25 protein-coding genes are annotated in these 25,922 nt (G+C 28.9%); 8 read left to right on the top strand and 17 right to left on the bottom strand.

The genetic code is table 11. From position 1 onward, the window contains the following. The first annotated feature begins 403 nt into the window (after nucleotides 1-403). On the top strand, nucleotides 404-1,186 hold the full coding sequence (locus ACH2BC_RS03815; RefSeq protein ID WP_395052659.1) for an alpha/beta fold hydrolase: 783 nt from the start codon (nucleotides 404-406) through the stop codon (nucleotides 1,184-1,186). On the opposite strand, the gene ACH2BC_RS03810 is transcribed toward ACH2BC_RS03815, so the two are convergent. From ACH2BC_RS03810 to ACH2BC_RS03780, 7 genes are all read right to left on the bottom strand, one after another. Then, nucleotides 1,183-1,851 carry an ATP-binding cassette domain-containing protein gene (locus ACH2BC_RS03810; protein ID WP_395052658.1) on the bottom strand — a complete coding sequence of 223 codons (669 nt, stop codon included), beginning with the start codon at nucleotides 1,849-1,851 and terminating at the stop codon, nucleotides 1,183-1,185. The two genes, ACH2BC_RS03815 and ACH2BC_RS03810, sit on opposite strands and share 4 nt — an antisense overlap. 359 nt (nucleotides 1,852-2,210) lie before the next feature. Beyond that, nucleotides 2,211-4,973 carry a PD-(D/E)XK nuclease family protein gene (locus tag ACH2BC_RS03805; RefSeq protein ID WP_395052657.1) on the bottom strand — a complete coding sequence of 921 codons (2,763 nt, stop codon included), beginning with the start codon at nucleotides 4,971-4,973 and terminating at the stop codon, nucleotides 2,211-2,213. A gap of 63 nt (nucleotides 4,974-5,036) precedes the next feature. After that, nucleotides 5,037-6,443, bottom strand: a complete 1,407-nt coding sequence (locus tag ACH2BC_RS03800) for an OmpA family protein (RefSeq protein ID WP_395052656.1) — start codon at nucleotides 6,441-6,443, stop codon at nucleotides 5,037-5,039. Nucleotides 6,444-6,565: 122 nt separating this feature from the next. Continuing rightward, entirely contained in the window at nucleotides 6,566-7,765 is a 1,200-nt protein-coding gene (gene kbl, locus ACH2BC_RS03795; protein WP_395052655.1) for a glycine C-acetyltransferase, read from the bottom strand. Nucleotides 7,766-7,925: 160 nt separating this feature from the next. Continuing rightward, nucleotides 7,926-11,081, bottom strand: coding sequence for a UvrD-helicase domain-containing protein (locus ACH2BC_RS03790; protein ID WP_395052654.1), 3,156 nt, complete (start codon nucleotides 11,079-11,081; stop codon nucleotides 7,926-7,928). A gap of 280 nt (nucleotides 11,082-11,361) precedes the next feature. Continuing rightward, complete coding sequence (locus ACH2BC_RS03785) at nucleotides 11,362-11,646, bottom strand: hypothetical protein (protein ID WP_395052653.1); 285 nt, start codon at nucleotides 11,644-11,646, stop codon at nucleotides 11,362-11,364. Nucleotides 11,647-11,790: 144 nt separating this feature from the next. Beyond that, a complete protein-coding gene (locus ACH2BC_RS03780) occupies nucleotides 11,791-12,318 on the bottom strand; it encodes a GNAT family N-acetyltransferase (RefSeq protein ID WP_395052652.1) in 528 nt (175 codons plus the stop codon). A 265-nt stretch (nucleotides 12,319-12,583) separates the two neighbouring features. Here ACH2BC_RS03780 and ACH2BC_RS03775 point away from each other — a divergent pair, with 265 nt between their 5' ends. Continuing rightward, entirely contained in the window at nucleotides 12,584-13,192 is a 609-nt protein-coding gene (locus ACH2BC_RS03775; protein ID WP_395052651.1) for a superoxide dismutase, read from the top strand. Between the two features lie 759 nt (nucleotides 13,193-13,951). Here the strand turns inward: ACH2BC_RS03775 and ACH2BC_RS03770 are convergent. The 9 genes from ACH2BC_RS03770 to ACH2BC_RS03730 all read right to left on the bottom strand — a co-directional run bounded on the left by ACH2BC_RS03770 (nucleotide 13,952) and on the right by ACH2BC_RS03730 (nucleotide 19,887). After that, nucleotides 13,952-15,850: an amidophosphoribosyltransferase gene (locus ACH2BC_RS03770; RefSeq protein ID WP_395052650.1), complete on the bottom strand. Its 1,899-nt coding sequence runs from the start codon at nucleotides 15,848-15,850 to the stop codon at nucleotides 13,952-13,954. 152 nt (nucleotides 15,851-16,002) lie between these two features. Then, nucleotides 16,003-16,929, bottom strand: coding sequence for a PfkB family carbohydrate kinase (locus ACH2BC_RS03765; protein ID WP_395052649.1), 927 nt, complete (start codon nucleotides 16,927-16,929; stop codon nucleotides 16,003-16,005). A gap of 61 nt (nucleotides 16,930-16,990) precedes the next feature. Beyond that, a complete protein-coding gene (locus ACH2BC_RS03760; protein WP_395052648.1) occupies nucleotides 16,991-17,416 on the bottom strand; it encodes a putative toxin-antitoxin system toxin component, PIN family in 426 nt (141 codons plus the stop codon). Then, a complete protein-coding gene (locus tag ACH2BC_RS03755) occupies nucleotides 17,388-17,582 on the bottom strand; it encodes a hypothetical protein (protein ID WP_395052647.1) in 195 nt (64 codons plus the stop codon). Before ACH2BC_RS03755 ends, ACH2BC_RS03760 begins: the two co-directional genes overlap by 29 nt. A gap of 84 nt (nucleotides 17,583-17,666) precedes the next feature. Continuing rightward, nucleotides 17,667-17,966, bottom strand: coding sequence for a hypothetical protein (locus ACH2BC_RS03750; RefSeq protein ID WP_395052646.1), 300 nt, complete (start codon nucleotides 17,964-17,966; stop codon nucleotides 17,667-17,669). A gap of 3 nt (nucleotides 17,967-17,969) precedes the next feature. Next, nucleotides 17,970-18,188 (bottom strand): DUF2281 domain-containing protein, encoded by a 219-nt coding sequence (locus ACH2BC_RS03745; RefSeq protein WP_395052645.1) that lies wholly within the window; start codon nucleotides 18,186-18,188, stop codon nucleotides 17,970-17,972. Between the two features lie 45 nt (nucleotides 18,189-18,233). Beyond that, nucleotides 18,234-18,716, bottom strand: a complete 483-nt coding sequence (rnhA, locus tag ACH2BC_RS03740; RefSeq protein ID WP_395052644.1) for a ribonuclease HI — start codon at nucleotides 18,714-18,716, stop codon at nucleotides 18,234-18,236. Between the two features lie 5 nt (nucleotides 18,717-18,721). Then, entirely contained in the window at nucleotides 18,722-19,324 is a 603-nt protein-coding gene (locus tag ACH2BC_RS03735; protein ID WP_395052643.1) for a hypothetical protein, read from the bottom strand. Continuing rightward, entirely contained in the window at nucleotides 19,321-19,887 is a 567-nt protein-coding gene (locus tag ACH2BC_RS03730) for a phosphoribosylglycinamide formyltransferase (RefSeq protein ID WP_395052642.1), read from the bottom strand. The genes ACH2BC_RS03735 and ACH2BC_RS03730 overlap by 4 nt, the downstream gene beginning before the upstream one ends. Nucleotides 19,888-20,061: 174 nt before the next feature. Between ACH2BC_RS03730 and ACH2BC_RS03725 the strand changes: the two genes are divergently transcribed. From ACH2BC_RS03725 to ACH2BC_RS03700, 6 genes are all read left to right on the top strand, one after another. Further along, nucleotides 20,062-20,298: an acyl carrier protein gene (locus ACH2BC_RS03725; protein WP_014082856.1), complete on the top strand. Its 237-nt coding sequence runs from the start codon at nucleotides 20,062-20,064 to the stop codon at nucleotides 20,296-20,298. A gap of 191 nt (nucleotides 20,299-20,489) precedes the next feature. Next, the gene (fabF, locus tag ACH2BC_RS03720) at nucleotides 20,490-21,743 is read left to right on the top strand and encodes a beta-ketoacyl-ACP synthase II (RefSeq protein WP_395052641.1); all 1,254 of its coding nucleotides are present in this window, start codon (nucleotides 20,490-20,492) and stop codon (nucleotides 21,741-21,743) included. Between the two features lie 6 nt (nucleotides 21,744-21,749). Continuing rightward, on the top strand, nucleotides 21,750-22,493 hold the full coding sequence (gene rnc / locus ACH2BC_RS03715; RefSeq protein WP_395052640.1) for a ribonuclease III: 744 nt from the start codon (nucleotides 21,750-21,752) through the stop codon (nucleotides 22,491-22,493). 112 nt (nucleotides 22,494-22,605) lie between these two features. Next, a complete protein-coding gene (locus tag ACH2BC_RS03710) occupies nucleotides 22,606-23,097 on the top strand; it encodes an IPExxxVDY family protein (protein ID WP_395052639.1) in 492 nt (163 codons plus the stop codon). Nucleotides 23,098-23,102: 5 nt separating this feature from the next. Beyond that, nucleotides 23,103-24,533 carry a pyruvate kinase gene (gene pyk / locus ACH2BC_RS03705; protein ID WP_395052638.1) on the top strand — a complete coding sequence of 477 codons (1,431 nt, stop codon included), beginning with the start codon at nucleotides 23,103-23,105 and terminating at the stop codon, nucleotides 24,531-24,533. A gap of 125 nt (nucleotides 24,534-24,658) precedes the next feature. Further along, nucleotides 24,659-25,423, top strand: a complete 765-nt coding sequence (locus ACH2BC_RS03700; protein ID WP_395052637.1) for a Bax inhibitor-1/YccA family protein — start codon at nucleotides 24,659-24,661, stop codon at nucleotides 25,421-25,423. A 59-nt stretch (nucleotides 25,424-25,482) separates the two neighbouring features. Here ACH2BC_RS03700 and ACH2BC_RS03695 read toward each other — a convergent pair whose 3' ends face one another. Further along, nucleotides 25,483-25,707 carry a helix-turn-helix domain-containing protein gene (locus ACH2BC_RS03695; protein ID WP_395052636.1) on the bottom strand — a complete coding sequence of 75 codons (225 nt, stop codon included), beginning with the start codon at nucleotides 25,705-25,707 and terminating at the stop codon, nucleotides 25,483-25,485. Nucleotides 25,708-25,922: the final 215 nt, after the last annotated feature.

The following is a 25,922-nucleotide window of genomic DNA, read 5'->3' as shown; positions in this document are numbered from 1 at the left end:
AAATTTATTTCAATTAATACAGATTATCAATATCTATAATTTTCTTATCCTCAAACTTGTCATTCTGAGGCACGAAGAATCTCAAGTAATATAGGTTTCATTTTTTCTAAAGTTTTGGTGGGATTCTTCCTTCGTCAGAATGACAAACTGTGTGGAAATTATTATTTATTTTTCAGATTACAATAATTGCGATTTAATTAATACTATTTGTCAAATTAAACGTTTTCTCTCCGCAAACTTGTCATTCTGACGAAGGAAGAATCTCAGCAAATCTAAAAATTTTTTGTGCTCGATTTTTGTTTGAATTCTTCTTCCGAAACTTCGGAATCAGAATGACAAACTGAATTAGAATAAAATAAAAAAATCATTAGCAAATTGAAGCTTAAAAACTATTTTTGCAACTATGATAACCTTGCTCTACAAAAATACTAAAATCTCCTACACAGAACAAGGAAAAGGAACTGCTGTAGTTTTATTGCACGGTTTTCTTGAAAACAAAACAATGTGGAATGATTATGTTGTAGCAATTTCTAAAAAAAACCGAGTTATAACAATTGATTTATTAGGTCATGGTGAAACCGAATGTTTAGGTTATGTTCACTCAATGGAAGAAAATGCCGATGTGGTTATGGCAGTTTTACAACACTTAAAAATTAGAAAAATTGTTTTTATTGGACATTCAATGGGTGGTTATGTGGCGTTGGCTTTCGCCGAATTACATCCAGAAAATGTAAAAGGAATTGTACTTTTAAATTCTACTTCTCGTGCCGATTCTGAAGAGCGAAAAACCAACAGAGATAGAGCAATAAAAGCTGTGAAACAAAATTATACTGCATTTGTAAGAATGAGTATTGCCAATTTATTCAGCGAAAAAAATAGAACAATTCTAGTTGATGAAATAGAAAATGTAAAAACCGAAGCTTTAAAAACACCATTACAAGGAATTGTTGCATCGCTTGAAGGAATGAAAATTAGAAAAGATAGAGAAGTGATTTTGCATTTTGCTACTTATCCTATTTTGTTAGTACTTGGCAAACAAGATCCAGTTTTAATTTTTGAAGAAAATGTTACTCAAATAGAAAATACAACTGTAAAATTGCATACTTTAAACGATGGACATATGAGTCATATTGAAAATCGTGATAAATTGATGCTGGTTTTATTGGAGTTTTTAAAGAAAGTTTAAATCATTCCTTCTTTTAAATATCCTTTTTCAATAAGTTCGTTTTTATCTTTTAAATGAAACGTTTTACCATCTTTCATTAAAATTAATCTTGTTGAAATTTTAATTACATTTTCATAATTATGATCTGTAATAATTATTCCTTTTCTAGTTGAATTTTTAAGAATTAATTTATTAATTACATCAATCATAATTGGCGATAAACCATTGTAAGGTTCGTCTAATAATGCAAATTTAGAAGGATTAAAAAGTATTAATTTGATTTCTAAAAAGCGTAATTCACCACCAGATAATTGATTGATTTTTTTATCTTTAACAGTTTGAATAAATTTATCATTATAAAAATCGTCAACATTTGATTTTTCAATTGATAAGTTAATAGCTTTTTTTACTGAAAACGAATTTGGAATAAAATTATCTTGAGGCAAATAACTAATCTCTTTAAATAATTGGCTTGTTTTAAATTTTACAATTCCATCAACTCTTATAAATTTATATTCTGCATCAATAATTCCGAAAACAATTTTTAATAATGTTGATTTCCCAGAACCATTTCTGCCTAGTAAACCAATAATTTCAGTCGTTTCACATTTTAAGTATACGTCAGAAAGAATCATTTTATTATCAAAATGTTTTTGAACACTATCTATTTCTAAAGTGTTTTTCATTAAAATAATCGTTTAATGAAATTATAAATAATAACGATTATAATCAAAACAATAAAATTTAAAAAATAAGAATAAACCCAAAGTTCAATTTTAGAAATTTTATTATTGTTGTAAAACAAATATTCATTTATAGCATTTAATTCTTTTATCAAAATATTAATAAAAAATCCAACTGATAAAAATACTGCTTCAAATGTTTCTAAACCACCAATAATGAAAGGAAATATAGAAATTGCTATATTTACTGGTAAGATATTCTTATAAAATTCAACTATGTTATAAAGTTTTCTGATAGTATTTTTTTGTAAAGAAAAGTAAATTTAGTCCAAATTAAATTATAACGCTTTTATAATAGAATGTTAAACTTTCTCTTCAAAAGCAATATTCTCATCCAAAATTTCACTTAATAAAATAACAATTTGCTCAATATAATTATCTAACGTTTCTTTAGATATAGTTGTTAAAGCTTCTTTATCTTGCTTGAAAGTGAACGGTAAAAAACCATTTTTTAAATTTTTGAAAGATATGATTCCGGCTTCAATTTCTAGGTTTTTTGCGTGTTGTTCATACATAAAAGCATACGCCAAAACTTGAATTATTTTGTCTTGTTTTATGTCTTGTGTTAAACCATTCCACGATTTTAAGGTTACACTTGGTTGTAAAACATTTCCTGTTTTGTAATCTATAATTCTAATTTTTCCGTTGCGAAGTTCTATTCTGTCAACGTTTCCTTTTATTAAAACTGGAAAAGGTAAATCAGGATGTTCTAGTTTTCTTTCAAAGGTTTGTTCTAACGCTAAAATTTTAATTGCATCGCCACTTTCAATTGCTTCAAGTTCTAATTTCAAGAAATTAAACACGTTTCTTTTAGCAACTTCAAAAGCTAGAAGATTTCTTCCTTTTTTAATTTCGCCTTCTTTATAAACTTCTTTAAATTGTTTTAAAACTTCATCATCAATTTTATCAATACAATTTTTTATATCTTGAGTAGTTAAAAATTTATCAATAAATGGCTTGTATAATTCTTCTAAAGCTCCGTGAATTATAGTTCCAAGAGTATTTACAGCTATGTTTTCTTCTACTTCATCAACTTCAGAAATTCTTAAAATTCGTTGAAAATAAAATTGCATCGGATTTCTAATATACGTTGTCAATGATGATGGCGAAAATCCTTTTTCGGCAATTTCTTTCAAGCGTTGCATTACCATTTCAGACTTTTCAATCTTTAATGGTTGGTATGCAATTTCTGGAACATTTGCATTAAAAATTCTATGAGTAATGGTGTGATTGGCTTGAGTTTCTACTTCTAGTTGTGTTATAAATCTACTTTTTTCGCCAGCGTCAATTCCTTCACTTTCGGTATTATAAATTAAATAAATATTTTTTGCTCGTTGCAACAAATGATAGAAATGATACGTATAAATTGCATCTTTTTCTTTGTATGTAGGCAATCCATATTCGCGTTTTACATCATACGGAATAAAAGAATTCATGGTTTTTCCTGCAGGAAATTTGCCTTCGTTTACAGACGTTATAATTACGGTTTCAAAATCTAAAACTCTACTTTCTAAAACACCCATTATTTGCAATCCATTTAACGGTTCGCCTTCAAATGAGACTTCTGCAACATCAATAACTTGCTTATAAATGGCGTGCAACGTTTCTATTTTATCAATATGAGGATTATTAGAATAATAGGAAATAAGTTTATTAACCACTTTAAAAATTGAATATACAAAGGCATTTGTAATCTTCTCTTCTTCATTATCACCATTAAGATTAGATTTTATTTGCAGTAAAATTTGAGAAACATTTTCTAGAACATTTAGTGAAGTTGAATCCCATTTTTGAAACAATAAATTGAATAATTCATTTCCATTAGAATGTAATTCTAAAATCTTTTTATGAGTAATAAATGTAAAATTATTTTTATTAATTACATATACTAAATTACTTGCGTTTATGTAAGGTTCAATTAATGGATGCGTTAGAATATCAATTACATCTTTATAATAAAAAACGTAATTATTGGCGTTTCTAGAAATGGCGTTGGTGTGGGTTTTAAACAATTTAGCAATTAAAATTTGTGCAGGATTGTTCTTGCTAGAGTAACCCATTGTAATGTTTAGCGCATCAACATTAGCAGGAAGTGAATATAAAATTGGAACTAAAAGTGTTTCTTCGCCAAGAACTACAGCAACTTTTTTTAATTCATTGTTTGAATTAGAAGTGATATGTTTCTCTATTAAATCGCCAACAATTTTGGCTTGACCGATAGATTTTGGTGTTCCAATAATTTGAATATTTTTTTCTTGAGAATAATCATTGGCTATCCATTCAAAAGGATTTGATTTATAATACGACCAATCTTTTTTAAATCTTCTTGTAAATAAACCTGCATCGTGCTGAAAATCTTTAAGAAAAACCTCATCAATATCCCAATAAATTTTGGCTTTATCAATGGCTAATAAATGTTGAACTATTTTTTCTTCTGCCTGATTCAATGCGTTGAAACCTGCAAAAATATAGGTTTTGTTTTCTGTAGAATTTGAAAAATGATTTAAATTATTTACTGCTTCGCGATAAATTAATCCTTGATAACCAATTCCTTTATTTAATAAATAGTTATAAAGTGAATGATAATAAGTTGGTAATAATTTCCAAAATGCTAAATAATTATCTATTAAATTTGTTCTTTTATCGGCATCAACCGACCAATGTTCTACTTCTTTAATATTCTCTAAATATTTTAAAATTTTATCTGGTTCTAATAAATATCGGTCTATTTCATTAAAATCTTGAAGTAATGTTTTTGCCCAATTGGCAAAGGTTTCAAAATTTTCTTGTTTGGAAACTTCGGTTACAGAAAGATAAACTGTATAAAATTCAAATAACAATTCGATACTATCAATAGATCTAATTCCTGCAATTTCTTGAACAAAATCTTCTATGCTAACTATTTCTGGAGAAAAAATAGTGTTAGTGATTTCGTTTTTTAGTTCTTCTATTAAAAAAACTTTTGCTCTTTTATTAGGAAGTATTATCACTAAATCTGAAATAGAAGTAGGATAATCGTTGATTAATTTCTGCGAAAGCTTGTTTAAAAAAGTTTGATTTGCCATTTTATAAATATAAAAAAACGTCTCGATAAATCGAGACGTTTCTTAAAAATATTTTAGAAAAAATTATTTTACTAATTTCACTTCTGTTCTTCTGTTGTTAGCTTTTCCAGCTTTAGTTTTGTTTGAATCTATTGGCATAGTTTCTCCAAAACCTTTAGATGATAATCTAGAAGAAGCAATTCCTTTTTCGATTAAATAATCTTTAACTGCACCAGCTCTGTTTTCAGACAAAGTTTGGTTAGCTGCATCTTTACCATCACTATCAGTATGACCTTCTAATGAGAAGTTAGAGTTAGGATATTCTTTTAAGATAGCTGTAATAGCTTCTAAAACTGGGTAAGTTTGTTGTTTGAAAGAAGATTTTCCTGAATCAAATAATATAGTTTTAGCATAATCATTTAATTTTTTCATTACTTCGTCAGAAACTTCAGGACAACCTTTGTTTGCAACTGTACCTTTAACATCTGGACATTTATCATCTTTGTCATAAACTCCATCTCCATCTCTATCTGGCCAAGGACAACCTGCGTTTTCTTTTGGACCTTTAACATCTGGACATTTGTCAGATTTATCAGTTACACCATCACCATCAGCATCTGGACAACCGTTTAATGATTTTAAACCGAATACGTCAACACAAGCGTCATCTTTATCAGCAACACCATCTTGATCTGTATCTGGACATCCTTGAAACTCAGCTAAACCAGCTTCGTTTGGACAAGAATCTTTACTATCTTCAATTCCGTCTCCATCAGTATCAGGACAACCATTGAATTCTTTTAAACCAGCAACTTCTGGACAAGTATCATCTTTATCGTAAATTCCGTCGCCATCTTTATCAGAAGCACCAAATTTGAAAGTCAAACCAGCAAAGTGTTGCATGTGAGTAGCAACATCTACATTAGGAGTTCTTGTATCATCAAATGAATGTTTGTAAGTAGAAGTTAATGATAAACCAACTTGCTCAGTAAACCATAAAGTTAAACCTAAACCACCATTTACTGTACCTGCAGAAGCATCACCTAAGAAAGTATAACCTCCACCAATGTGAGCAGAAGGATCAAGCACTTTAGATTTTAAAGCATTCATAAAGCTATATTTAATAACTCCATCAACACCATAATACATTAAATCTCCAGGATTTACAACTGGATAATCTCCAGGAATAGTTAATCTTTCACCAACAATTTTGTTGATTTTGTTAACAGAACCCGTTACACCAAATGAGAAATTATCTCCTACGTATCTTGATACTGATAAAGCTGATACTGAAGGAATAATACTCCAATAAGCTTTAGCGTCGAAATACTGTGAAAATTGATCTTCAATTTTTGATGCGGCACTTACTCTGCCACCGTCTACTGCGTTTGCTCCAAATGAGATTGCCCATTTGTTGTTACTGTCTTGTGCTTGAGAACTTAATCCTGCAAACATTAATAAAGTAACTAATACTTTGTTAAGATGTTTCATACTTAATTTTGTTAGATTATATAGATATAATGAGACAAAAGTAATACGTATAAATGAATTATCAAAATGAAAATGTTAAAATATGGTAATTATATAACAATTCCATAAACTTTTACAAGTTTTTAGATGGATTGTATAACGTGTAAATTCTTGCCAACTTCTGTAAATGCTGCTATTGCTTTGTCTAAATGATCTTTAGAATGTGCCGCAGATAATTGCACTCTAATTCGAGCTTTATCTTTAGGAACAACTGGAAAAAAGAATCCAATTACATAGATACCTTTTTTCAATAATTCATCTGCCATTGTTTGCGAAAGCTTTGCATCATAGAGCATTACAGGAACAATTGCAGAATCTCCATCTATGAAATCGAAACCAGCTTTTCGTAAACCTTCTTTAAAATAATTAGTATTCCATTTTAGTTTATCTCGCAACGAAGTGTCTTTTTCTAACAGTTCAAAAACTTTAATTGATGCTCCAACAATTGCTGGCGCAAGTGAATTTGAGAACAAATAAGGTCTTGAGCGTTGTCGTAAAATTTCTACGATTTCTTTTTTGGCTGTGGTATATCCACCCATTGCTCCACCAAGTGCTTTTCCTAATGTTCCTGTAATTATGTCTACTCTTCCCATTACACCTTTTGCTTCTGGTGTTCCTTTACCTGTTGCACCAATAAAACCTGTTGCGTGGCATTCGTCTACCATTACTAAAGCATCGTATTTATCTGCTAAATCACAAATTTTATCTAATGGAGCAACTAAGCCATCCATAGAGAAAACGCCATCGGTTACAATTAATTTAAATCTTCTGTTTTCGGCAGTTGCTTTTATTAATTGTTGTTCTAAATCTTCCATATTGGAATTTTCATAACGATAACGTGCAGCTTTACACAAACGAACACCATCAATAATAGATGCGTGGTTTAAAGAATCTGAAATTATACAATCTTCTTCTCCCAATAATGGTTCAAAAACGCCACCATTGGCATCAAATGCTGCTGCATATAAAATGGTGTCTTCTGTTCCATAAAATTCGGCAATCTTTTTTTCTAATGTTTTATGAATATCTTGAGTTCCACAAATAAATCTCACTGATGACATTCCGAAACCGTGAGAATCTAAAGCGTCTTTCGCAGCTTGAACCACTTCTGGATGAGATGATAATCCTAAATAATTATTAGCACAAAAATTTAAAACAGTTTCTCCATTTACTATAATTTCTGCACCTTGAGGTGAAGTTATTACGCGTTCTTTCTTGAAAATTCCGTTTTGTTCTATTGTGTTTAATTCGTTTTGCAGGTGTTGTTGAATTTTTCCGTACATATATTTTAGTTTTGCCGCTAAGACACTAAGTCGCTAAGTTTTTTAAAGGCACTCAGTGTTGCGTATTTAATTATTAATTATTTAAATGTAAATATTATATTTTTAACTTTTAATTCATCTTCACGCTTCAAACTTCCATCTTCCAACTTCCATCTATTTTTTACAAATTTACAACTTCAATTTCGTCTCCTATATATATGAGTGATTTTTTAACAACTTTATAACCCATTTTTTCTATAGCATTTTGATAATTTTCTAATTGAATCTTATATTTTGGTTGATGAACTCCTGTTTTATAATCTAATAAATAAACTTCGTTGTCTTTTGTAAGCACTATTTTGTCTGGTTTTACAATAGTTCCTTCTTTTTGAATAATTGTTTTTTCATTTAGGATTTTATTTTCTTTTGAAAAAAATAATTCTAATTCTTTATGATTTACAATTTCAATACTAGTTTTTAAAACTTCTGCTTTTTGTGATGTTACTATTAATCCGTTTTCTATTGCTTTTGTAATGGCTAAATCTATATCGTTTTTAGTTTCTATAAAAGATAGAATTTCGTGCAAAATAGTTCCGTATTCAATTGCTTTTTGTTGTTGAGTGTTCCACATTACACTTTCTCGTTGGGCAATTTTTATGTTTTTAGGATTTAAAGTTGATTCAAGTTGAGGAACAATTTCTGTAGTATCAATTTCTTCTTTAGTTTCAGATAATTTAACTGATGATCCAAACTCATATTCTAACTGGTTTTCGTCAAAACCTTTATCTTCTAAAAATTTTATAAAAAATGAAGCCATATTATTAGGGTAATTTCCGTCTTTATTCTTAGAAACTAAACCAGAAATAATATGCAATTGTTCTTCTGCACGAGTTAATGCAACATACAAAATATTAGTATTGTCTAATAAATCTTCTTGTTTTTTCTCGTTATAAATTAGCGATGCTTCTTCACCATATTCTTCTACTTTACTGCTTTTATCTACTAAAACTTTTGGCAAACCAATAATTTCTTCATCGGCATTTATCCACATTTTTTGTTTTGGCGCTTTGGTATAATCTTCTTCTGCAAACGGAAAAATAACTACTGGAAATTCTAAACCTTTAGATTTATGAATGGTCATAATTCGAACAGCATCATTTCCTTCTGGCGATGGAATGCTTAATTTATGCGAATTATTATCCCAATAATATAAAAAATCTGAAATTCCTGCTTGCTTTTTTAAATCGTGTTCTAGAATTAAATCTAAGAAAAATTGAATGTAAGCATTTCTATTTTTTAGTAAAATTATTTTAAAAATAATAATTTCAACAGCTTCATAAAGTGATTTTTTTCTAATGTTTTTAAAAGAAAAATCTATATCATATTGAAGCAACCAAACTTGAAATTCTACTTCGTTTTTACATTCCATTCCTTGAAAAATAAAATCGTGAATTGGAAGTTTTTCTTGATGATTTTTGGCTAAATAATAAAGAAAATTTGCTTTAGATTCTAAATCAGAATTGTTTTTTAAATATCGCAATATATAAATAATACTTTTTACATCAGATGATGCGCCAAGCATTAAACTTTCTGAAGATAAAATTGGAATTCCTTTCTCGGTTAAATAGTTAGCAATTGCTGTTCCGTGTGCTTTTTTACGAGTTAAAATTACAATGTCTTTGTTATTAAAACCTGTGCTTTTTATTTGCAAAATTTTATTTAAAGTTGCCAATAAATACAAGTCATTTTTGTCTAAATTTTCTTCTTCAAAAGCATCAATTTTTTCAATTTTTGGAATGAAAGAAATACTAACATAACCTCCAATTTTAGAATTCATTTTTTGATGACTATGATTTTTATACAAATCATTATAATCTAAATTTGAAAACTCATTAGAAAGAAAATTGAAAAAATTATTGTTAAAATCTATTACTTCTGAATAACTGCGGTAATTGGTTTCTAGAGAAAATAATTTCTTGTCTTTATTAGAAAACGGATTTACGTTTTCTTTGGTTAATGCTATAAATTGCTCTGCTTTTCCACCACGCCAACGGTAAATAGATTGTTTTGGATCGCCAACCAAAAGTAAACTTCCTTGTTCGCCAGATAAATCTTCGCTGGCAAGAGAATTGTCTATTAATGGAATTAAATTTTGCCATTGCATTTCTGACGTGTCTTGAAATTCATCAATAAAAAAATGCTTGTATTTTTCGCCCAAACGTTCATAAATAAAAGGCGCTGGTTGGTTTTGAATTTGCTCATTTATAAGTTTATTAAACTCTGAAATGGAAAGAATATTTTGTTCTTTTTGAATTTTTGCCAATTCGTTACTTACTGTATTTAGTAGTGAAAGTGGCGTGATATTTTTTAAAAATGCTTCGTAAAAACTCTTTTTTTGCAGAATTGAATATGTTTTAGACAAAATAGAAAGCAATTCTGGAATTATACTTTCTATTACTTCTTTGTCTTTGGCAGTTTTATTGATTTTTATATCGTCAACTTCGTGATAGGTTTTATTGCTAGAATTGTATTTTTTTTCTTGAATATTTACCAAATGTTTAGGAAAATATCCTCCAGAAAACGATTTTACATCAATTCCTTTATCTTCAATTAATTGTAATGCTTGAGTTGCAAATGTGATGCTTTCTTGTTCTAATTCTTCGCAAAGTTTAGTAAGTTTAGTTTTTATTGCAACAAACTCAGCAATAGATTTATCGTGAAAATGAGTAATTTCTTCTCTGTTGTTTTCATTTAAAATTAATCGTCCAGTTTCCATTATTTCTCTAGAAATATCCCAACTTTTATCGTCGTTGGTTTTTTCTAAAGTATAATCTACAAGTAAATTGGTTAGTTCTTTGTCTTCGCCAGCTTGAGCAATTAATGCGTCTACAGCTTCTGTTAAAAGATTTTCTGTGTCTAAAGAAACTTCAAATGTTATGGGTAAATTTAAATCGTGTGCAAAGGCGCGAATTACTTTGTGTGTGAATTTATCGATAGTAGAAATATCGAAAGCTGCATAATTGTGAATTAAATTTTTAATTATCGCTTGCGATTTTTCTTTTATGGTTTGGATGCTTAAATTGGTTTCCTGTTTAATATTCTGCATTAATTGTAATGCTTTTTCGGATGGATTTTCTTTGGCAAATTCTGATAGACTTTCTACAACACGACTTTTCATTTCGTGAACTGCTTTATTAGTAAACGTTATGGCAAGTATGTTTCTGTAGGCATCGTTTTTACTTGATAATAGAATAATTTTTAGGTATTCTTTTACCAATGTATAGGTTTTTCCTGATCCTGCTGATGCGTCGTATATTGAAAATGCTGGTTTTGTCATAAACTATTTCTTTTTCACACTAATTTCACTAGTTTTCACTAATTTTTATTGATTTGATTTTTTATCCTAACAGGTTTTTTTTAACCTGTTAGGTATTGATTTAAATGTTTTTGCCACAAATTTCTCAAATTATCACAAATTGTGATTTATCGCGAATTTTATTAATTTTATTATATTCTATCCGGTTTTTTTTAACCTGTTAGGTATTGATTTTAAATGTTTTTTTACCACAAATTTCTCAAATTATCACAAATTGATGGACGTTTTAATTTCACTAGTTTTAATCATCGTAGAATTTATCGGATAGATTTTTTGTCTTTAAATCAAATTTAAATACATACGTGTCACCAAAATTTAATTTATTATCGTAAAATAAAATAATTTCATTTTTATAATAAATTTCTTTATCTGGATTTTCCCATGTTTTTTTAAAATCATCAATATTAACTCCTAGTTTTTGATTATTGTAAAAATTGTCTTGTTTCTTGCAATTGTAAACTGAGAATATTAATAAAAATGCTAATAAAACTCCAATAACTGAAAAAAAATCATTTAATATTTTCATTATAATTTTTTTAACTTATTAGGTATTGATTTTAAATGTTTTTACCACAAATTTCTCAAATTATCACAAATTGATGGACGTTTTAATTACAATAATTCTTAATTTATTCCAATTTTTATACCTAACAGGTTTAAAAAAAACCTTTTAGGATAACGGTTTAGAAATTTTATAAATATAATTCAATTTGGTTTCTTCGCCATAATATTCTACTAGAAATTCGTTAATTTTTATTGCTCCGAGTTTGGTTATGGCTTTTTGTGATCGTATGTTGTTGGCGCCAATGTGAAAAAAAATGTTGTTTACATATTGAAATGCATAATTGATCATTAAATTTTTTATTTCTTGGTTGTAAATTGTTCCCCAATATTTTCTTGCAATGAAAGTGTAACCTATTAATACTTCACTTTTTTCTTCGTTATAATCGTAAAATCTTGTACTTCCTATAATTTCACTAGTTTGTGAATCTTGTAGTAGAAATGCGCCTTTAGATTGTATTGCGCCACTAAAATAGGTTTGAAAAACTTCTTTTTTATAGCGATTCGGATTGGGATGTTGTTGCCATATAAGTTCATCTGAAGCAATTTTATAGAGTTGTTCAAAATGATTTTCTTGTAACGGAAGTAGTTTTACTAACTGATTGTTGAGATGTGATGGTTGTAAATTAAAGTTCATTATTGCTGCGATTGTGCTAGCCCAGAATGTAATGGAAAGCTTTGTGAAGGAAAATTATATTTTTTCTTGACCATAGATTGCGACCACAGGAAGCACATTTTTGGTCTTAGAAAAAAATAATTTTACACACAAACTTGCAATGGAATGCTGGATTGGCTTTTAAATAACTATTTAATAAAATTATAACGTAATTGTGTAACTTTTTGTAAAGTTAAATTTATAACTTTGAATTCAAATAAATAATTAATCTTTAAAAATATATATTATGGCTTTTGAATTACCAAAATTACCTTATGCTTACGATGCTTTGGAACCAAATATTGATGCTAGAACGATGGAAATTCATCATACAAAACATCATAACGCATATACAACTAACTTAAATGTTGCTGTTGAAGGTACAGATCTTGCTGGTTTAACTATTGAAAATATTTTAATAAATCTTGATAAAAAAAATGCTGCTGTTAGAAATAATGGTGGTGGTTTTTACAATCATAATTTGTTTTGGACAATAATGAGTGCTGATGGTGGTGGTTTACCAACTGGAGAATTGCTAGAGGCAATTGAAAGAGATTTTAAAAGTTTTGACGAATTTAAAGCAAAATTTGCTAAAGCTGGCGCAACTCAATTTGGAAGTGGTTGGGCTTGGCTTTGTGTTAAAAAAGGTGGCGAACTTGATGTGTGTGGAACTCCAAATCAAGACAATCCGTTAATGCCAGAAGTGGGTTGTGGTGGAACTCCAATTTTAGGTATGGATGTTTGGGAACATGCTTACTACTTGAATTATCAAAACAGAAGACCCGATTATATTGAAGCTTTTTTTAATGTAATTAATTGGACAGAAGTTTCTAGAAGATATGCTGTGAGTAAATAAATGATTTGAAATAAATTATAAAATCCGTTAAGTTTTAATACTTAACGGATTTTTATTTTGTGTGAATTTTAAAAAGACGTTCACCAAGGCGAACGTCTTTTTGCCCCAAATCTATCATAAATTTAACCTATCAAATTTATGAAGTCACAAATTTAATAATCCTAACCATAATTTACTAGTTGATGTGTAATTATATTGCTAATGTGGTCAAATGAGAGTAAAATAGTGTTAAACGAAGGATGAATGACACTTTATCAATGGTGTAAAAATAAAAAAGGTGAAATTACTTTCACCTTTTTTGCCCCAAATCTACCATAAACTTAACCTACTAATGCTATGGTGGAACAAATGTAGAATAACTTCTACGTAAATAATAATATAATTGTTGAATAACTAAAATAATCGACGAACTACATAAATTATTTGTTTTTTACAATTACTTAACATAATATACTGAAAATAACTGCAATTAAAGTTAAAAAAGGAATAGATTTATTTTTTAAGAAGAAAAAATAATTTTGATGCTGAAAAGTTTAAAATAATTTTCGAAGCTAATTATAGGTTTATTAATAAAATAAAAACTTAAAAGTAAGTAAATTAAAAAAGGTGAAATTGCTTTCACCTTTTTTGCCCCAAATCTACCATAAACTTAACCTACTAATGCTATGGTTTGCCAAATATAGTAGGTTAATTAGATGAGATGAAATATAATTGTTGATTAACTTGAATAATCGACGAAATGCACAAATTAACATTTAATTAGTATGCTCTGGCGTCTTTACCTTCGTAAAAATTCATAAAAGCTCGATTAACTACACGATTTCCTCCTGGTGTTGGATAATCGCCAGTAAAGTACCAATCGCCAAGATTTTTGGGACAAGCGATATGCAAGTTATCAACCGTTTGAAATATGATTTTTACCGTAGCTTTTACACTTGGAGTTGTTAGTAATTCTGATATTTTATCTGATATTTCCATATCGCTAAATGACGAATATATTTTAGTAACATAATTTACTGCTTCTGAATCTTTTACGTTTTCTTGAAGCTTGCAACTTTTATAAACTTCTTCTACAATATGATACAAATTTCGTTCTTTTAAAAGTGCAATTGCTGCTTGAAAAGCTACCAAACCTTCTAGTTTTGCCATATCAATTCCGTAGCAATCTGGATAACGAATTTGTGGCGCAGATGAAACAACAACTATACGTTTAGGATTTAAACGATCCATCATTTTGATAATACTCATTTTTAAAGTTGTACCACGAACAATACTATCATCAATAATTACTAAATTATCTGTTGGTTTTATTACACCATAAGTTACATCATAAACGTGTGCAACAAGTTCGTCTCTATTTTTATCATCGGTAATAAAAGTTCTTAGTTTGGCATCTTTTATTGCAATTTTTTCGGTTCTAATTTTTACTGATAATAATTCTTGAAGTGAGTCTTTGGTTAATTTATTTCTATTGTTAAGAATAAATTGATTCTTTCTTTCGTTTAAAAAATCTTGAGCCGCTTCTACCATTCCGTAAAAAGAAGTTTCTGCAGTATTTGGAATGTATGAGAAAACTGTGTTGTCTGTATCTTCTTCAATTGCTTCAAGAACAGCTGGTAGAATTAATTTTCCTAATAATTTACGTTCTTGATAAATTTCGGCATCGCTTCCGCGAGAAAAATAAATTCTTTCAAACGAACATGCTTTTTTTATTGTTGGAGTACTAATTTCTTCTTCGGTAACCTTTCCGTTTTTTTTAATTATTAATGCGTTTCCTGGTTGCAATTCTTGCACTTTATCAAAATCTACATTAAAAACGGTTTGAATAACTGGTCTTTCTGAAGCTACAACTACAATTTCGTCATCTTGATAAAAATATGCTGGACGAATTCCTGCAGGATCACGAAAAACAAATGCATCGCCGTGACCAAATAATCCTGCCATTGCATAACCGCCATCCCAACCACGAGAAGCGCGTTTTAAAATTTTGGTAATATCTAATTTTTCGGCAATTATTGGTGATGCTTCTCTTTTAGACAATCCGTTATTTTTACATTCTTGATACAATTCGGTTACTTCATCGTCTAGAAAATGTCCTATTTTTTCCATAACTGTAACTGTATCAGCCATTTCTTTAGGATGTTGACCCAGTTCAATTAAGCTATTAAAAAGCTCTGTAACATTAGTCATATTAAAATTTCCTGCAATAATTAGATTTCTATGCATCCAATTATTTTGACGTAAAAACGGATGTACACTTTCTATACTGTTTTTTCCAAAAGTTCCATAACGAACGTGACCAAGAAACAATTCGCCTATGTATGGAATATTTGCTTTTTGAAGTGCAACATTATCTGCATATTCTGGATGCGAAGTCATATCTTCGTTAATGCGATCGTTTATTTGCTTAAAAACATCTTGAATGGGTTGTGCATCGTTAGATCTAACTCTACTAATGTATCTTTCGCCAGGTTCAACATCCAATTTAATTGAAGCAAAACCTGCACCATCTTGACCACGATTGTGTTGCTTTTCCATTAAGAGATACATTTTTTGTATTCCATAGAAAGCTGAACCGTATTTTTCTTTATAGAACTCTAACGGTTTTAGCAATCTTAAAAAAGCTATTCCACATTCGTGTTTGATTGCGTCGCTCATTGTGTTGTTTTAATTAAATTATATTGTTAAACAGTCAATTATTTCTTAAACCATTAAGATATTAAGATTCATTAAGTAATAATTTTTCTTAACATCTTAATGGATTGAATTTTTTAAAATAAAAAAAGCCCCGAAAATTTCGAGGCATAAATTTATTCAATTTCTATATCAAATTGTGTTAACGCTTTAAATTGTTTTAATCTTTCTTGAACCTCTTCTTTTTTAAGGTTCAACATTCTTTCTGTTCCAAATTTTTCTACACAAAAAGAAGCTAGGTTTGAACCGTGAATTATAGCTTTTTTCATATTTTCAAATGAAACATTTTCGCTTTGGGTTATAAATCCTGCAAAACCTCCAGCAAAAGTATCTCCTGCGCCAGTTGGGTCAAAAACTTCTTCTAATGGTAATGCTGGTGCAAAAAACACTTCTTTATTATGAAATAATAATGCGCCATGTTCTCCTTTTTTTATTACCACATATTTTGGACCCATTGTATGAATTTTTGCTGCCGCTTTTACAAGAGAATATTCTCCAGATAACTGACGTGCTTCTTCATCATTAATTGTAATTACGTCTACACGTTTTATTACGTCTAATAATTCTGGCAAGGCGCAATCCATCCAAAAGTTCATTGTGTCTAGTACAATTAATTTAGGTTTGGTTTCCATTTGATCAAGAACACCACTTTGTACTATTGGATGCAAGTTTCCTAGCATTACAACATCGGCATTTTTAAAATTTTGAGGTACAACTGGATTAAAATCGGCAAGAACATTTAGCTCTGTTGCCAAAGTATCTCTTGTATTTAAATCGTTGTGGTATTTTCCGCTCCAAAAGAAGGTTTTTCCACCTTTTACAATTTCTAAACCAGAAATATCAATGTTTCTTGAGGTTAGCAAATCTAAATATTCTTGAGGAAAATCGTCTCCAACAACAGAAACTATTGCCGATTGTAAGTTAAAATGTGAAGCCGAAAGACCAATATATGTTCCTGCGCCACCAAGTATTTTATCTGTTTTTCCAAAAGGTGTTTCGATAGCATCAAATGCAACCGTTCCTACTATTAAAAGTTTGTTCATTATTTGTGTTTCAAATTAAAGGTGCAAAGATAGGTTTTTAGTTTAAAAGTTTAAAATGGAATTATAATCTTGAAATTAATTTAAAAAAATCATTCCTTGAAATAGTAATCACTAAAGGATTAGAAATGTAAGTTAACAATAATTTATCACCAGTAACCAAAATGCTTTTTGTTTCAATACAAATATCGTAAAGATAATTATCATCTTTATCTGGCGCTTCGTTATATTTTGTTTCTGAAAATTCTAGAATACAAATTTTTTGGATTTCTGAAATATAAAATGGGATAGTGTTTTTTAAGTATTTTTTGAATTTGGAACGCTTTAATACGTCTTCAAGTTCTAAAATCATTTCAGGACAAATAAAAATTTTGAGGTTATGATCTAATATAATTTTTGCAAGATCATAAAAAGAGTTTGAAATAATTGCACTTATCCAAATATTTGTGTCTAGTACATAACTACTTCTTTGCATTATAAGATTTTGCAATTTTAGTTCTAGATTTTCTAGTTTCTGCGACAATTTCATCCATTGTTGGAATAGTTGTTTTAATATTAGAATTTGAATCTACAAATTCTACAAAAGACAGTGTTTTAATATAGTCTAAAAACAATTTAGCTTGTTTGCTGTTTTCCTTTATTTTTACAGTAACCATATATTTATTAATTAGTAAATACAAATGTACAAAAATCGTGCTTAAAACAACTTCTCCTCTTCCTTTTCATAAAAAGCATCAATTTTATCTAATCCAATTTTTATCAGGATTTAAATATGTTGATAGTAAGGCAAAAATATGAATGCTTTTATTTTCTTCATCAATTTTAAAATGAATCATATATTTGAATGTTTTCATTGGAAGACAATGAATTTCATTATATCTGATTTGAAAATTTGGGTTTTTCTGCAAATATTTTAAAGTAATTCTGTATTCTGATAAGAATTTATTTCCAAATCCTTTTCTTCTTGAATTTAAAAAATCACGCGCTTCTTTTAAATCATACTTTACTTTTGGATCTGCAATTATTTTGTAATTTAGCATTAATTAACTGTCTAAATTATCAATCATTTCAAATGCATCTAGTGGTTTTTCATTAATTGCAATGCGTTTTAAAACTTCATCTTTATGCCATTGAGGAATTTCATTTGATACTTGAGAATGCTTATATTGTAAAAAATCAATATAGTTTTCGACCTCCTCTATCAAATTATCAGGCAATTTTTTTAATTTATCGCTTACATATTTTAATGTTGTATCTGTCATAATAAAAAGTATAAAATTCAAAGTAAAAGTATGTAATAAATAAAACTAAAACAACTTTTTCTCTTCCTTTTCATAAAAAGCATCAACAGATAAATTTGGTAAACCAGAAGCATAAACCGCCAATTCATCGCATCGTTCATTTTGTGGATGATTGTTGTGACCTTTTATCCATTTAAAATCTACTTGATGTTTTCGATAAATCTTTAAGAAACGTTTCCATAAATCTGAATTTTTTCTGCCTGGGAATGCTTTTTTTTCCCAACCTAAAACCCATTTTTTCTCTACAGAATCTACAACATATTTAGAATCGGAGATTACCAAGACTTTCATATCAAGATTTTTTAGCTTTTCTAAACCAACGATAACTGCCAATAGTTCCATTCTATTGTTAGTTGTTAATCTAAAACCTTCGTAAAATTCTTTTTTGTGTGGTGTGCCAACAAGTTCCATAACAACGCCATAACCACCATTTCCAGGATTTCCTTTGGCTGCGCCATCTGTGTATATGTGAACTTGATGTTGATTCAAAATAATTAATTTGTTAGAACAATACTTTTAATTAATTCTTCAAAAAACAATTTATTATCTTCTTTATTAAACTCTTCAATAAAATTTAAAGAAATATAATATCCGTTTTTAGGAATATAACAACTGTTACTAACAATTTCATATTCTTTGCCTCCATTATTGAGTGTAAATTGAACCGAAAATTTTATTACATCTAAATTAGATATTTTAATAATTACAGGACTATCAATAAATTTAAAATTTGATAATGATTTTTTTGCACTTTCAGTAGAGTTTGAAACAAATTTTAAAAAATCTTTGCTATTATTTGTTTCATTTTTATTTGTTCTAATTTTTATTGTTGGAATTATTCCACTAACTTTTTTTGAATCGTACTTAGTAAAACTTGCTAGATTTACTGATGAATTATAAGACTTTAAGAGTTCATCCAATTGTTCCTGAGTAAAATCGTAACTGTTTAAATTTTTTAAAATTTCGTCATTTTCAACTGCAATCCAATCTTTAGGAACATCAATTGAAAAGCCAAGTTTTTTTGCTTCAAATCGTTTTTGACTATAACCATTAAAAAGAGATATAAAAATAAAAAGTACAATTAACTTTGTTTTCATAGTTTTAAAATTAAATTTTCAATCACCTCAGAAAAATACAAATGTTCCAATTCTAGAACTTTATCCGCAATTTCTTCAGCAGTTTTACAATTTTCAATATTTATTACTTTTTGAAAAATAAATTCACCTTCGTCATAATTTTCATTTACATAATGAATTGTAATTCCGGTTTCGATTTCGTTATTTTCTAAAACTGCTTTGTGAACATTAATTCCATACATTCCTTTTCCACCATATTTTGGCAATAATGCTGGATGAATATTAATTATTTTATTTGGAAATTTTTCTATAATTGATTTGGGAAATTTAAGTAAAAATCCGGCAAGGACTATTAAATTAGGTTGTAAATTAAGTAAATAATCTACTAATTCTTGTTGTTCTAATTGTTGTTTGGAAATTATTTTTGAAGAAATTGAATATTTTTTTGCAATATCTAACACTTTGGCATTAGGATTGTTAGTGATGATTCCGATTACGTTCACATTACTTTTTTTATCAAAGTGTTTTATGATTTTTTCGGCATTAGAACCCGATCCAGAAGCGAAAAGCACTATCTTTTGCATTTATCCTGTAATTTATTTACGCAAAAAAAAGAATAATAAATGATAATAAATAATATAAAAGGAGTCAATGTTAAAATATTTTTTTAAATTCGTGGTCATATTTATTAACTAATAGGTGGTTTTAAAATAAAGTTTTTTATTTTTGCCAACAATTAAAATTTAAAATTAAAGATTATGTCAGACATTGCATCAAGAGTTAAAGCGATTATCGTAGACAAATTAGGCGTTGACGAAAACGAAGTTGTATTAGAAGCAAGCTTCACAAATGATTTAGGAGCAGATTCATTAGACACTGTTGAGCTAATTATGGAGTTCGAAAAAGAATTTGATATTCAAATTCCAGACGATCAAGCAGAAAACATTGCTACTGTTGGTCAAGCTATTTCTTACATCGAGGAAGCTAAAAAATAATAAATCTATAAACCCACAAACATTTATTGTATGTGGGTTTTTATTATTTTTTTAGCATTTGTAAAAAAAATGAATTATTTTTGATTGAATTTTCAATCACATTATATTGAAAATACCCTTGTCTCTTTAATGAATATCACATAAAGGATACACGGGTATTATTATTTTAAAAGAATTTTAAAAAAAAATATATGCATTTAAAACGCGTAGTTGTAACTGGTCTTGGAGCAATAACTCCTATTGGTAATTCTATAAAAGAATATTGGGACAGTTTAATAAACGGTAAAAGTGGTGCAGCTCCAATTACTTATTACGATACAACAAAACACAAAACTAAGTTTGCTTGCGAAATAAAAAACTTCAATATTGAAGCATATATGGATCGCAAAGAATCTAGAAGATTGGATAAGTTTGCTCAATATGCAGTCGCTGCAAGTGATGAAGCAATAAAAGATGCTGGAATAACTTTAGAAAATTCTGACAAACATAGAATTGGTGTAATTTGGGGTGCAGGAATTGGCGGATTAGAAACTTTTCAAGACGAAGTTATTTATTACGCACAAGGTGATGGAACACCAAAATTTAATCCATTTTTTATTCCTAAAATGATTGCCGATATTGCTCCAGCTCATATTTCTATGAGAAATGGATATATGGGACCAAATTACACAACCGTTTCAGCTTGTGCATCGTCTGCCAATGCTATGATTGACGCTTTTAATTATATTAGACTAGGAATGTGTGATGTAATTATAACTGGCGGAAGTGAAGCTGCTGTTACCATTGCTGGAATGGGAGGTTTTAATTCTATGCACGCATTATCAACAAGAAATGAAAGTCCAGAAACTGCTTCAAGACCATTTGATGCAACTCGTGACGGATTTGTACTTGGCGAAGGTTCTGGTGCTTTAGTTTTGGAAGAATACGAACACGCAAAAGCTCGTGGTGCGACTATATATTGTGAAATTGGTGGTGGCGGAATGTCGTCTGATGCTTATCATTTAACTGCGCCACATCCAGAAGGAATTGGTGTAATTGCAGTTATGGAAAATACGTTGCGCGATGCAGGAATGAAACCAGAACAAGTAGATCATATCAACACTCACGGAACTTCAACTCCACTTGGCGATGTTGCAGAATTAAAAGCAATTAGTCACGTTTTTGGCAGTCACGCTAAAAATATAAATATTAATTCTACCAAATCTATGACTGGTCATTTACTTGGTGCTGCTGGTGCAATTGAAGCAATAGCATCAATACTGGCTATGAAATATGGAGTTGTTCCACCTACAATAAATCATACAGTTGTAGATGAAAACATAGATCCTTCACTTAACCTTACATTAAATGTTCCTCAAAAAAGAGAAATAAATGTTGCCATGAGTAATACTTTTGGCTTTGGCGGACACAATGCTTGCGTATTATTTAAAAAATTTGAAGCATAAAAAAGTATGCGAATTATAAAAAGAATTTTTTCTAGAAAATCCCAGACTGAAGAAGTTGGGATTTTTTTTGAAACTATTAAAAAAATTGTTGGCTTTACTCCTGCCAATATTAAAATCTACGAAAAAGCATTTACGCATCGATCAACTAATAAACTTGACGATGAAGGATTTCCTATGAATTATGAACGATTAGAATTTCTTGGCGATTCTATTTTGAGTTCATCAATTGCTGCTTTTTTATATAATGAAGTTCCTACAGGTGATGAAGGTTATTTAACCAAAATGCGTTCTAAAATAGTAAGTAGAGAACATTTAAACGAGCTTGGAAAAGATTTAGATTTAATAAAATTTGTTGAAAGTAAAGTACAAGTACAACACTTTGGCGAAAACATTCACGGCAATATTTTTGAAGCATTAGTTGGCGCAATTTTTCTTGATAAAGGTTATACAGCTTGCGATAAATTTATTCATAAAAGAGTAATTTCTCCTTATGTAGATATTGCAAAACTAGAAGGAAAAGTTATCAGCTATAAAAGTTTGGTTATAGAATGGTGTCAAAAAGAGAAAAAACAATTCTTTTTTGATGTTTTTGACGATAATGGAAACGATGGTCAACGCTATTTTGGAGTAAAATTAAGCATTGACGAAAAAGTAATTGCAAAGTCTAGAGCAACATCCAAAAAGAAGGCAGAAGAAATTGCAGCAAAACGTGCTTATTTTGCATTTCAAGAAAAAATTAACAGTAAATAATTCAAATTCTTAAATACTACATCGTTTTCGTTTACAAATTAACGTTAATCTTACTTTTCTTTGGTGTTTTGTTTCTGATAAATCTTATATTTACATCTTATTTTAACATAAAATGGCTTCTACAATTAAAACTTTTTTGGAAGAAATTAACGAAGTTGACTATCATTTAATTGCAATTCATACCACATTAGAAGATTATAGATTGGCTTATTTTATCAATCAGCAACTTCCTGTAAATTTGAAAAAATGCACTAAAGATTTGCACGTTAAAGTAAAACAAGGAGAAACACATTTTGCTAGATTTCATTATGAAGATGAAGATAATTTAATATTTTGGGATTTAATAGAAAATAAAAATGTTGTTGAAAGCAAAAAAAATGAGTTAGTAAGAGATTTATTTTCCAATTCTAAAGCATCATTTTCATTAGCAACTTATTTATTACCAGAATATAAAAAAGTGAATTTTTTTCTGAAAATAGAAAGCGAAAAAAAAGCATTAGAAATTTCAGAATTTGTTTCTAAAATCAATACAATTGACAAAATAGCAATGGTGTATTCCGTTGATAAAAACGATATAAAATCTAAAGATAATTTAATTTTTTAAGACCAATGCCAACAAATAAAAAGACGAAAATTGTAGCAACTCTTGGACCAGCATGTAGTTCTAGAGAAGTGATAAAAGATATGATTGATGCAGGAGTAAATGTATTTAGAATAAATTTTTCACATGCAGATTATGATGATGTTTCTGAAAGAATTGACATTATTAGAGGATTAAACAAAGAGTTTGGTTACACAACCGCAATTCTTGCCGATTTACAAGGTCCAAAACTTAGAGTTGGTGTAATGAAAGAAGACGTAGTTGTTAATCCTGGCGATATTATAACATTTCAAACTGCCGAAGATGTTCCTGGAACTGCAAGCAGAGTTTATATGAACTACAAGGAATTTCCTAGAGATGTAAATCCAGGTGAAAAAATCTTATTAGACGACGGAAAATTAATGTTTGAAGCCATAGAAACTAACAGAACTACAGAAGTTGTTTGTAAAGTAATTCAAGGTGGACCATTAAAATCTAAAAAAGGAGTGAATTTGCCAAACACTAAGGTTTCGCTTCCTGCTTTGACTAAAAAAGACATTAAAGATGCCATTTATGCCATTGGGAAAGATGTAGATTGGATTGCGTTATCCTTTGTTAGAACTCCAGAAGATTTAATGGAATTGCAAGATTTAATTGCAAAACATTCTGATCATAAAATTCCGATAGTTGCCAAAATTGAAAAACCAGAAGCAGTAGAAAATATAGATAAAATTGTAGCTTATTGCGATGGATTAATGGTTGCTCGTGGCGATTTAGGAGTTGAAATTCCGGCGCACGAAGTTCCTTTAATTCAGAAAAAATTAATTCTTAGAGCTAAAACAGCAAGAATTCCAGTAATTGTGGCAACACAAATGATGGAAACTATGATTACAAGTTTAACACCAACTCGTGCCGAAGTAAATGATGTTGCCAACTCTGTTATGGATGGTGCAGATGCAGTGATGTTAAGTGGAGAAACTTCTGTTGGAAATTATCCAGTTCAAGTTATAGAAAAAATGACACAAATTATTGAAGCTGTAGAAGACTCTTCTTTAATAAATGTTCCTCAAAATCCGCCAACTGTCAGAACCAAACGATTTATTACAAAATCTATTTGTTATCACGCAGCTACAATGGCTAATGATATTAAAGCTAAAGCAATTTCTACTTTAACTAATAGTGGTTATACTGCTTTTCAAATTTCGGCTTGGCGTCCATCAGCTCATATTTTAGTGTATACCTCTAACAGAAGAATACTTACACAACTGAATTTGCTTTGGGGTGTAAATGCTTTTTTCTATGATAAATTTGTTAGCACAGACGATACTGTAGAAGATATTAATCAAATTGCAAAAGACAATGGTTTTGTTAAAAAAGGCGATATGTTAATAAACTTAGCTGCAATGCCAGTTGCCAATAAAGGAATGGTAAATACACTTAGAATTTCTGAAATAGAATAAGGAAGTCGTTTAAGTTAAAAAAAAATAAAAAACAAAGCATTGTTTAATTATTCTAATTAATTTTACAGTGCTTTTTATTTTTAACAAAATAAAAACTATATTTGATAATCAAAAAAAACAAATTTATGGAATCAAAAAATCCCTTTTTTAGAACAAAATCGTTCACAAATACTTCATCTGTAGGCACAAGTTCTTATGAAACTCGCGCAATTGATTATACCGATACAATGACAGTTTCTGGTACAATTAATAAAAGTTTTATTTTATTATTGCTTTTAGTTGCATCAGCAAGTTTAATTTGGAATATGTCAACTAATCCAAATAATTTAATGGTATTTGCCATTGGCGGAGCAATTGTTGGATTTATTTTAGTATTAGTTTCTACTTTTAAACCGCACCTTTCTACTTATTTAGCGCCAGCTTATGCTGTTTTTGAGGGATTATTTATTGGAGGAATTTCTGCAATTTTTGAAATGCAATATCCTGGAATTGTTATTAATGCGATTGCGGCAACATTTGTAACTTTCTTAGTATGTTTAGGTCTTTACAAATATAAAATTGTAAAAGTTACTGAAAAATTCAAATCTATTGTAATTGCTGCTACAGTTGCAATTGCAGTTTATTATTTAGGTTCATGGATTTTTTCTATGATATTTTCAAGCTTTCAACCAGTACATTATGGGAATTCTAATGTAAGTATTGGTATTAGTGTTTTTGTTATCATTATTGCATCTTTAAATTTATTTTTAGATTTTGATCAAATAGATAAAGGTGCAGAACAAAAAATGCCGAAATATATGGAATGGTATGGTGCAATGGGTTTAATGATAACTTTAGTTTGGTTATACATTGAATTTTTAAGATTATTAAGCAAATTGGGAAGAGACTAAATTCTTAATTTTTATTATACTAAAAGCGTCAATCTTTCGATTGACGCTTTTTTTGTGTATTATTCAAAGTTTAATAAGTCTTGAATTTTAATATCTAACGCTTTTGCAATTTTATAAATTGTAATAATTGAAGTATTTATTTCTGCTCTTTCAATTCTGCCTATTTGATTTATTGGAATATTACAGTCATTTGCAACAATTTCTTGAGATAGATTTTTACTAATCCTAATCTCTCTTAGTCTTTTACCAAAATTAATTATAAATAATTTCTCATCAATTTCCATGATGGAAAGTTGAAACAAAGTATAAAAAATTATAAACACATATTTGTGTTATGTTTGTTTAATTTATATATTTGAAAGAAATTGACTATTTTTATTTTCAATTCCAACCTTTTAATTAAATAAGTACTCTATACTATTAACCACTAAACCAATTAGCTTATGAAACACTTTATTAAAATGGCATTCTATTTGTTATCAATTATTAGTATATTTGG

The sequence above is a fragment of the Flavobacterium sp. genome, assembly GCF_043760115.1.
In the GTDB taxonomy this organism is placed as follows: Bacteria; Bacteroidota; Bacteroidia; order Flavobacteriales; family Flavobacteriaceae; genus Flavobacterium.
Note: the sequence above shows the minus strand (reverse complement) of the source record. Positions and strands in the feature narration are given on the sequence as shown.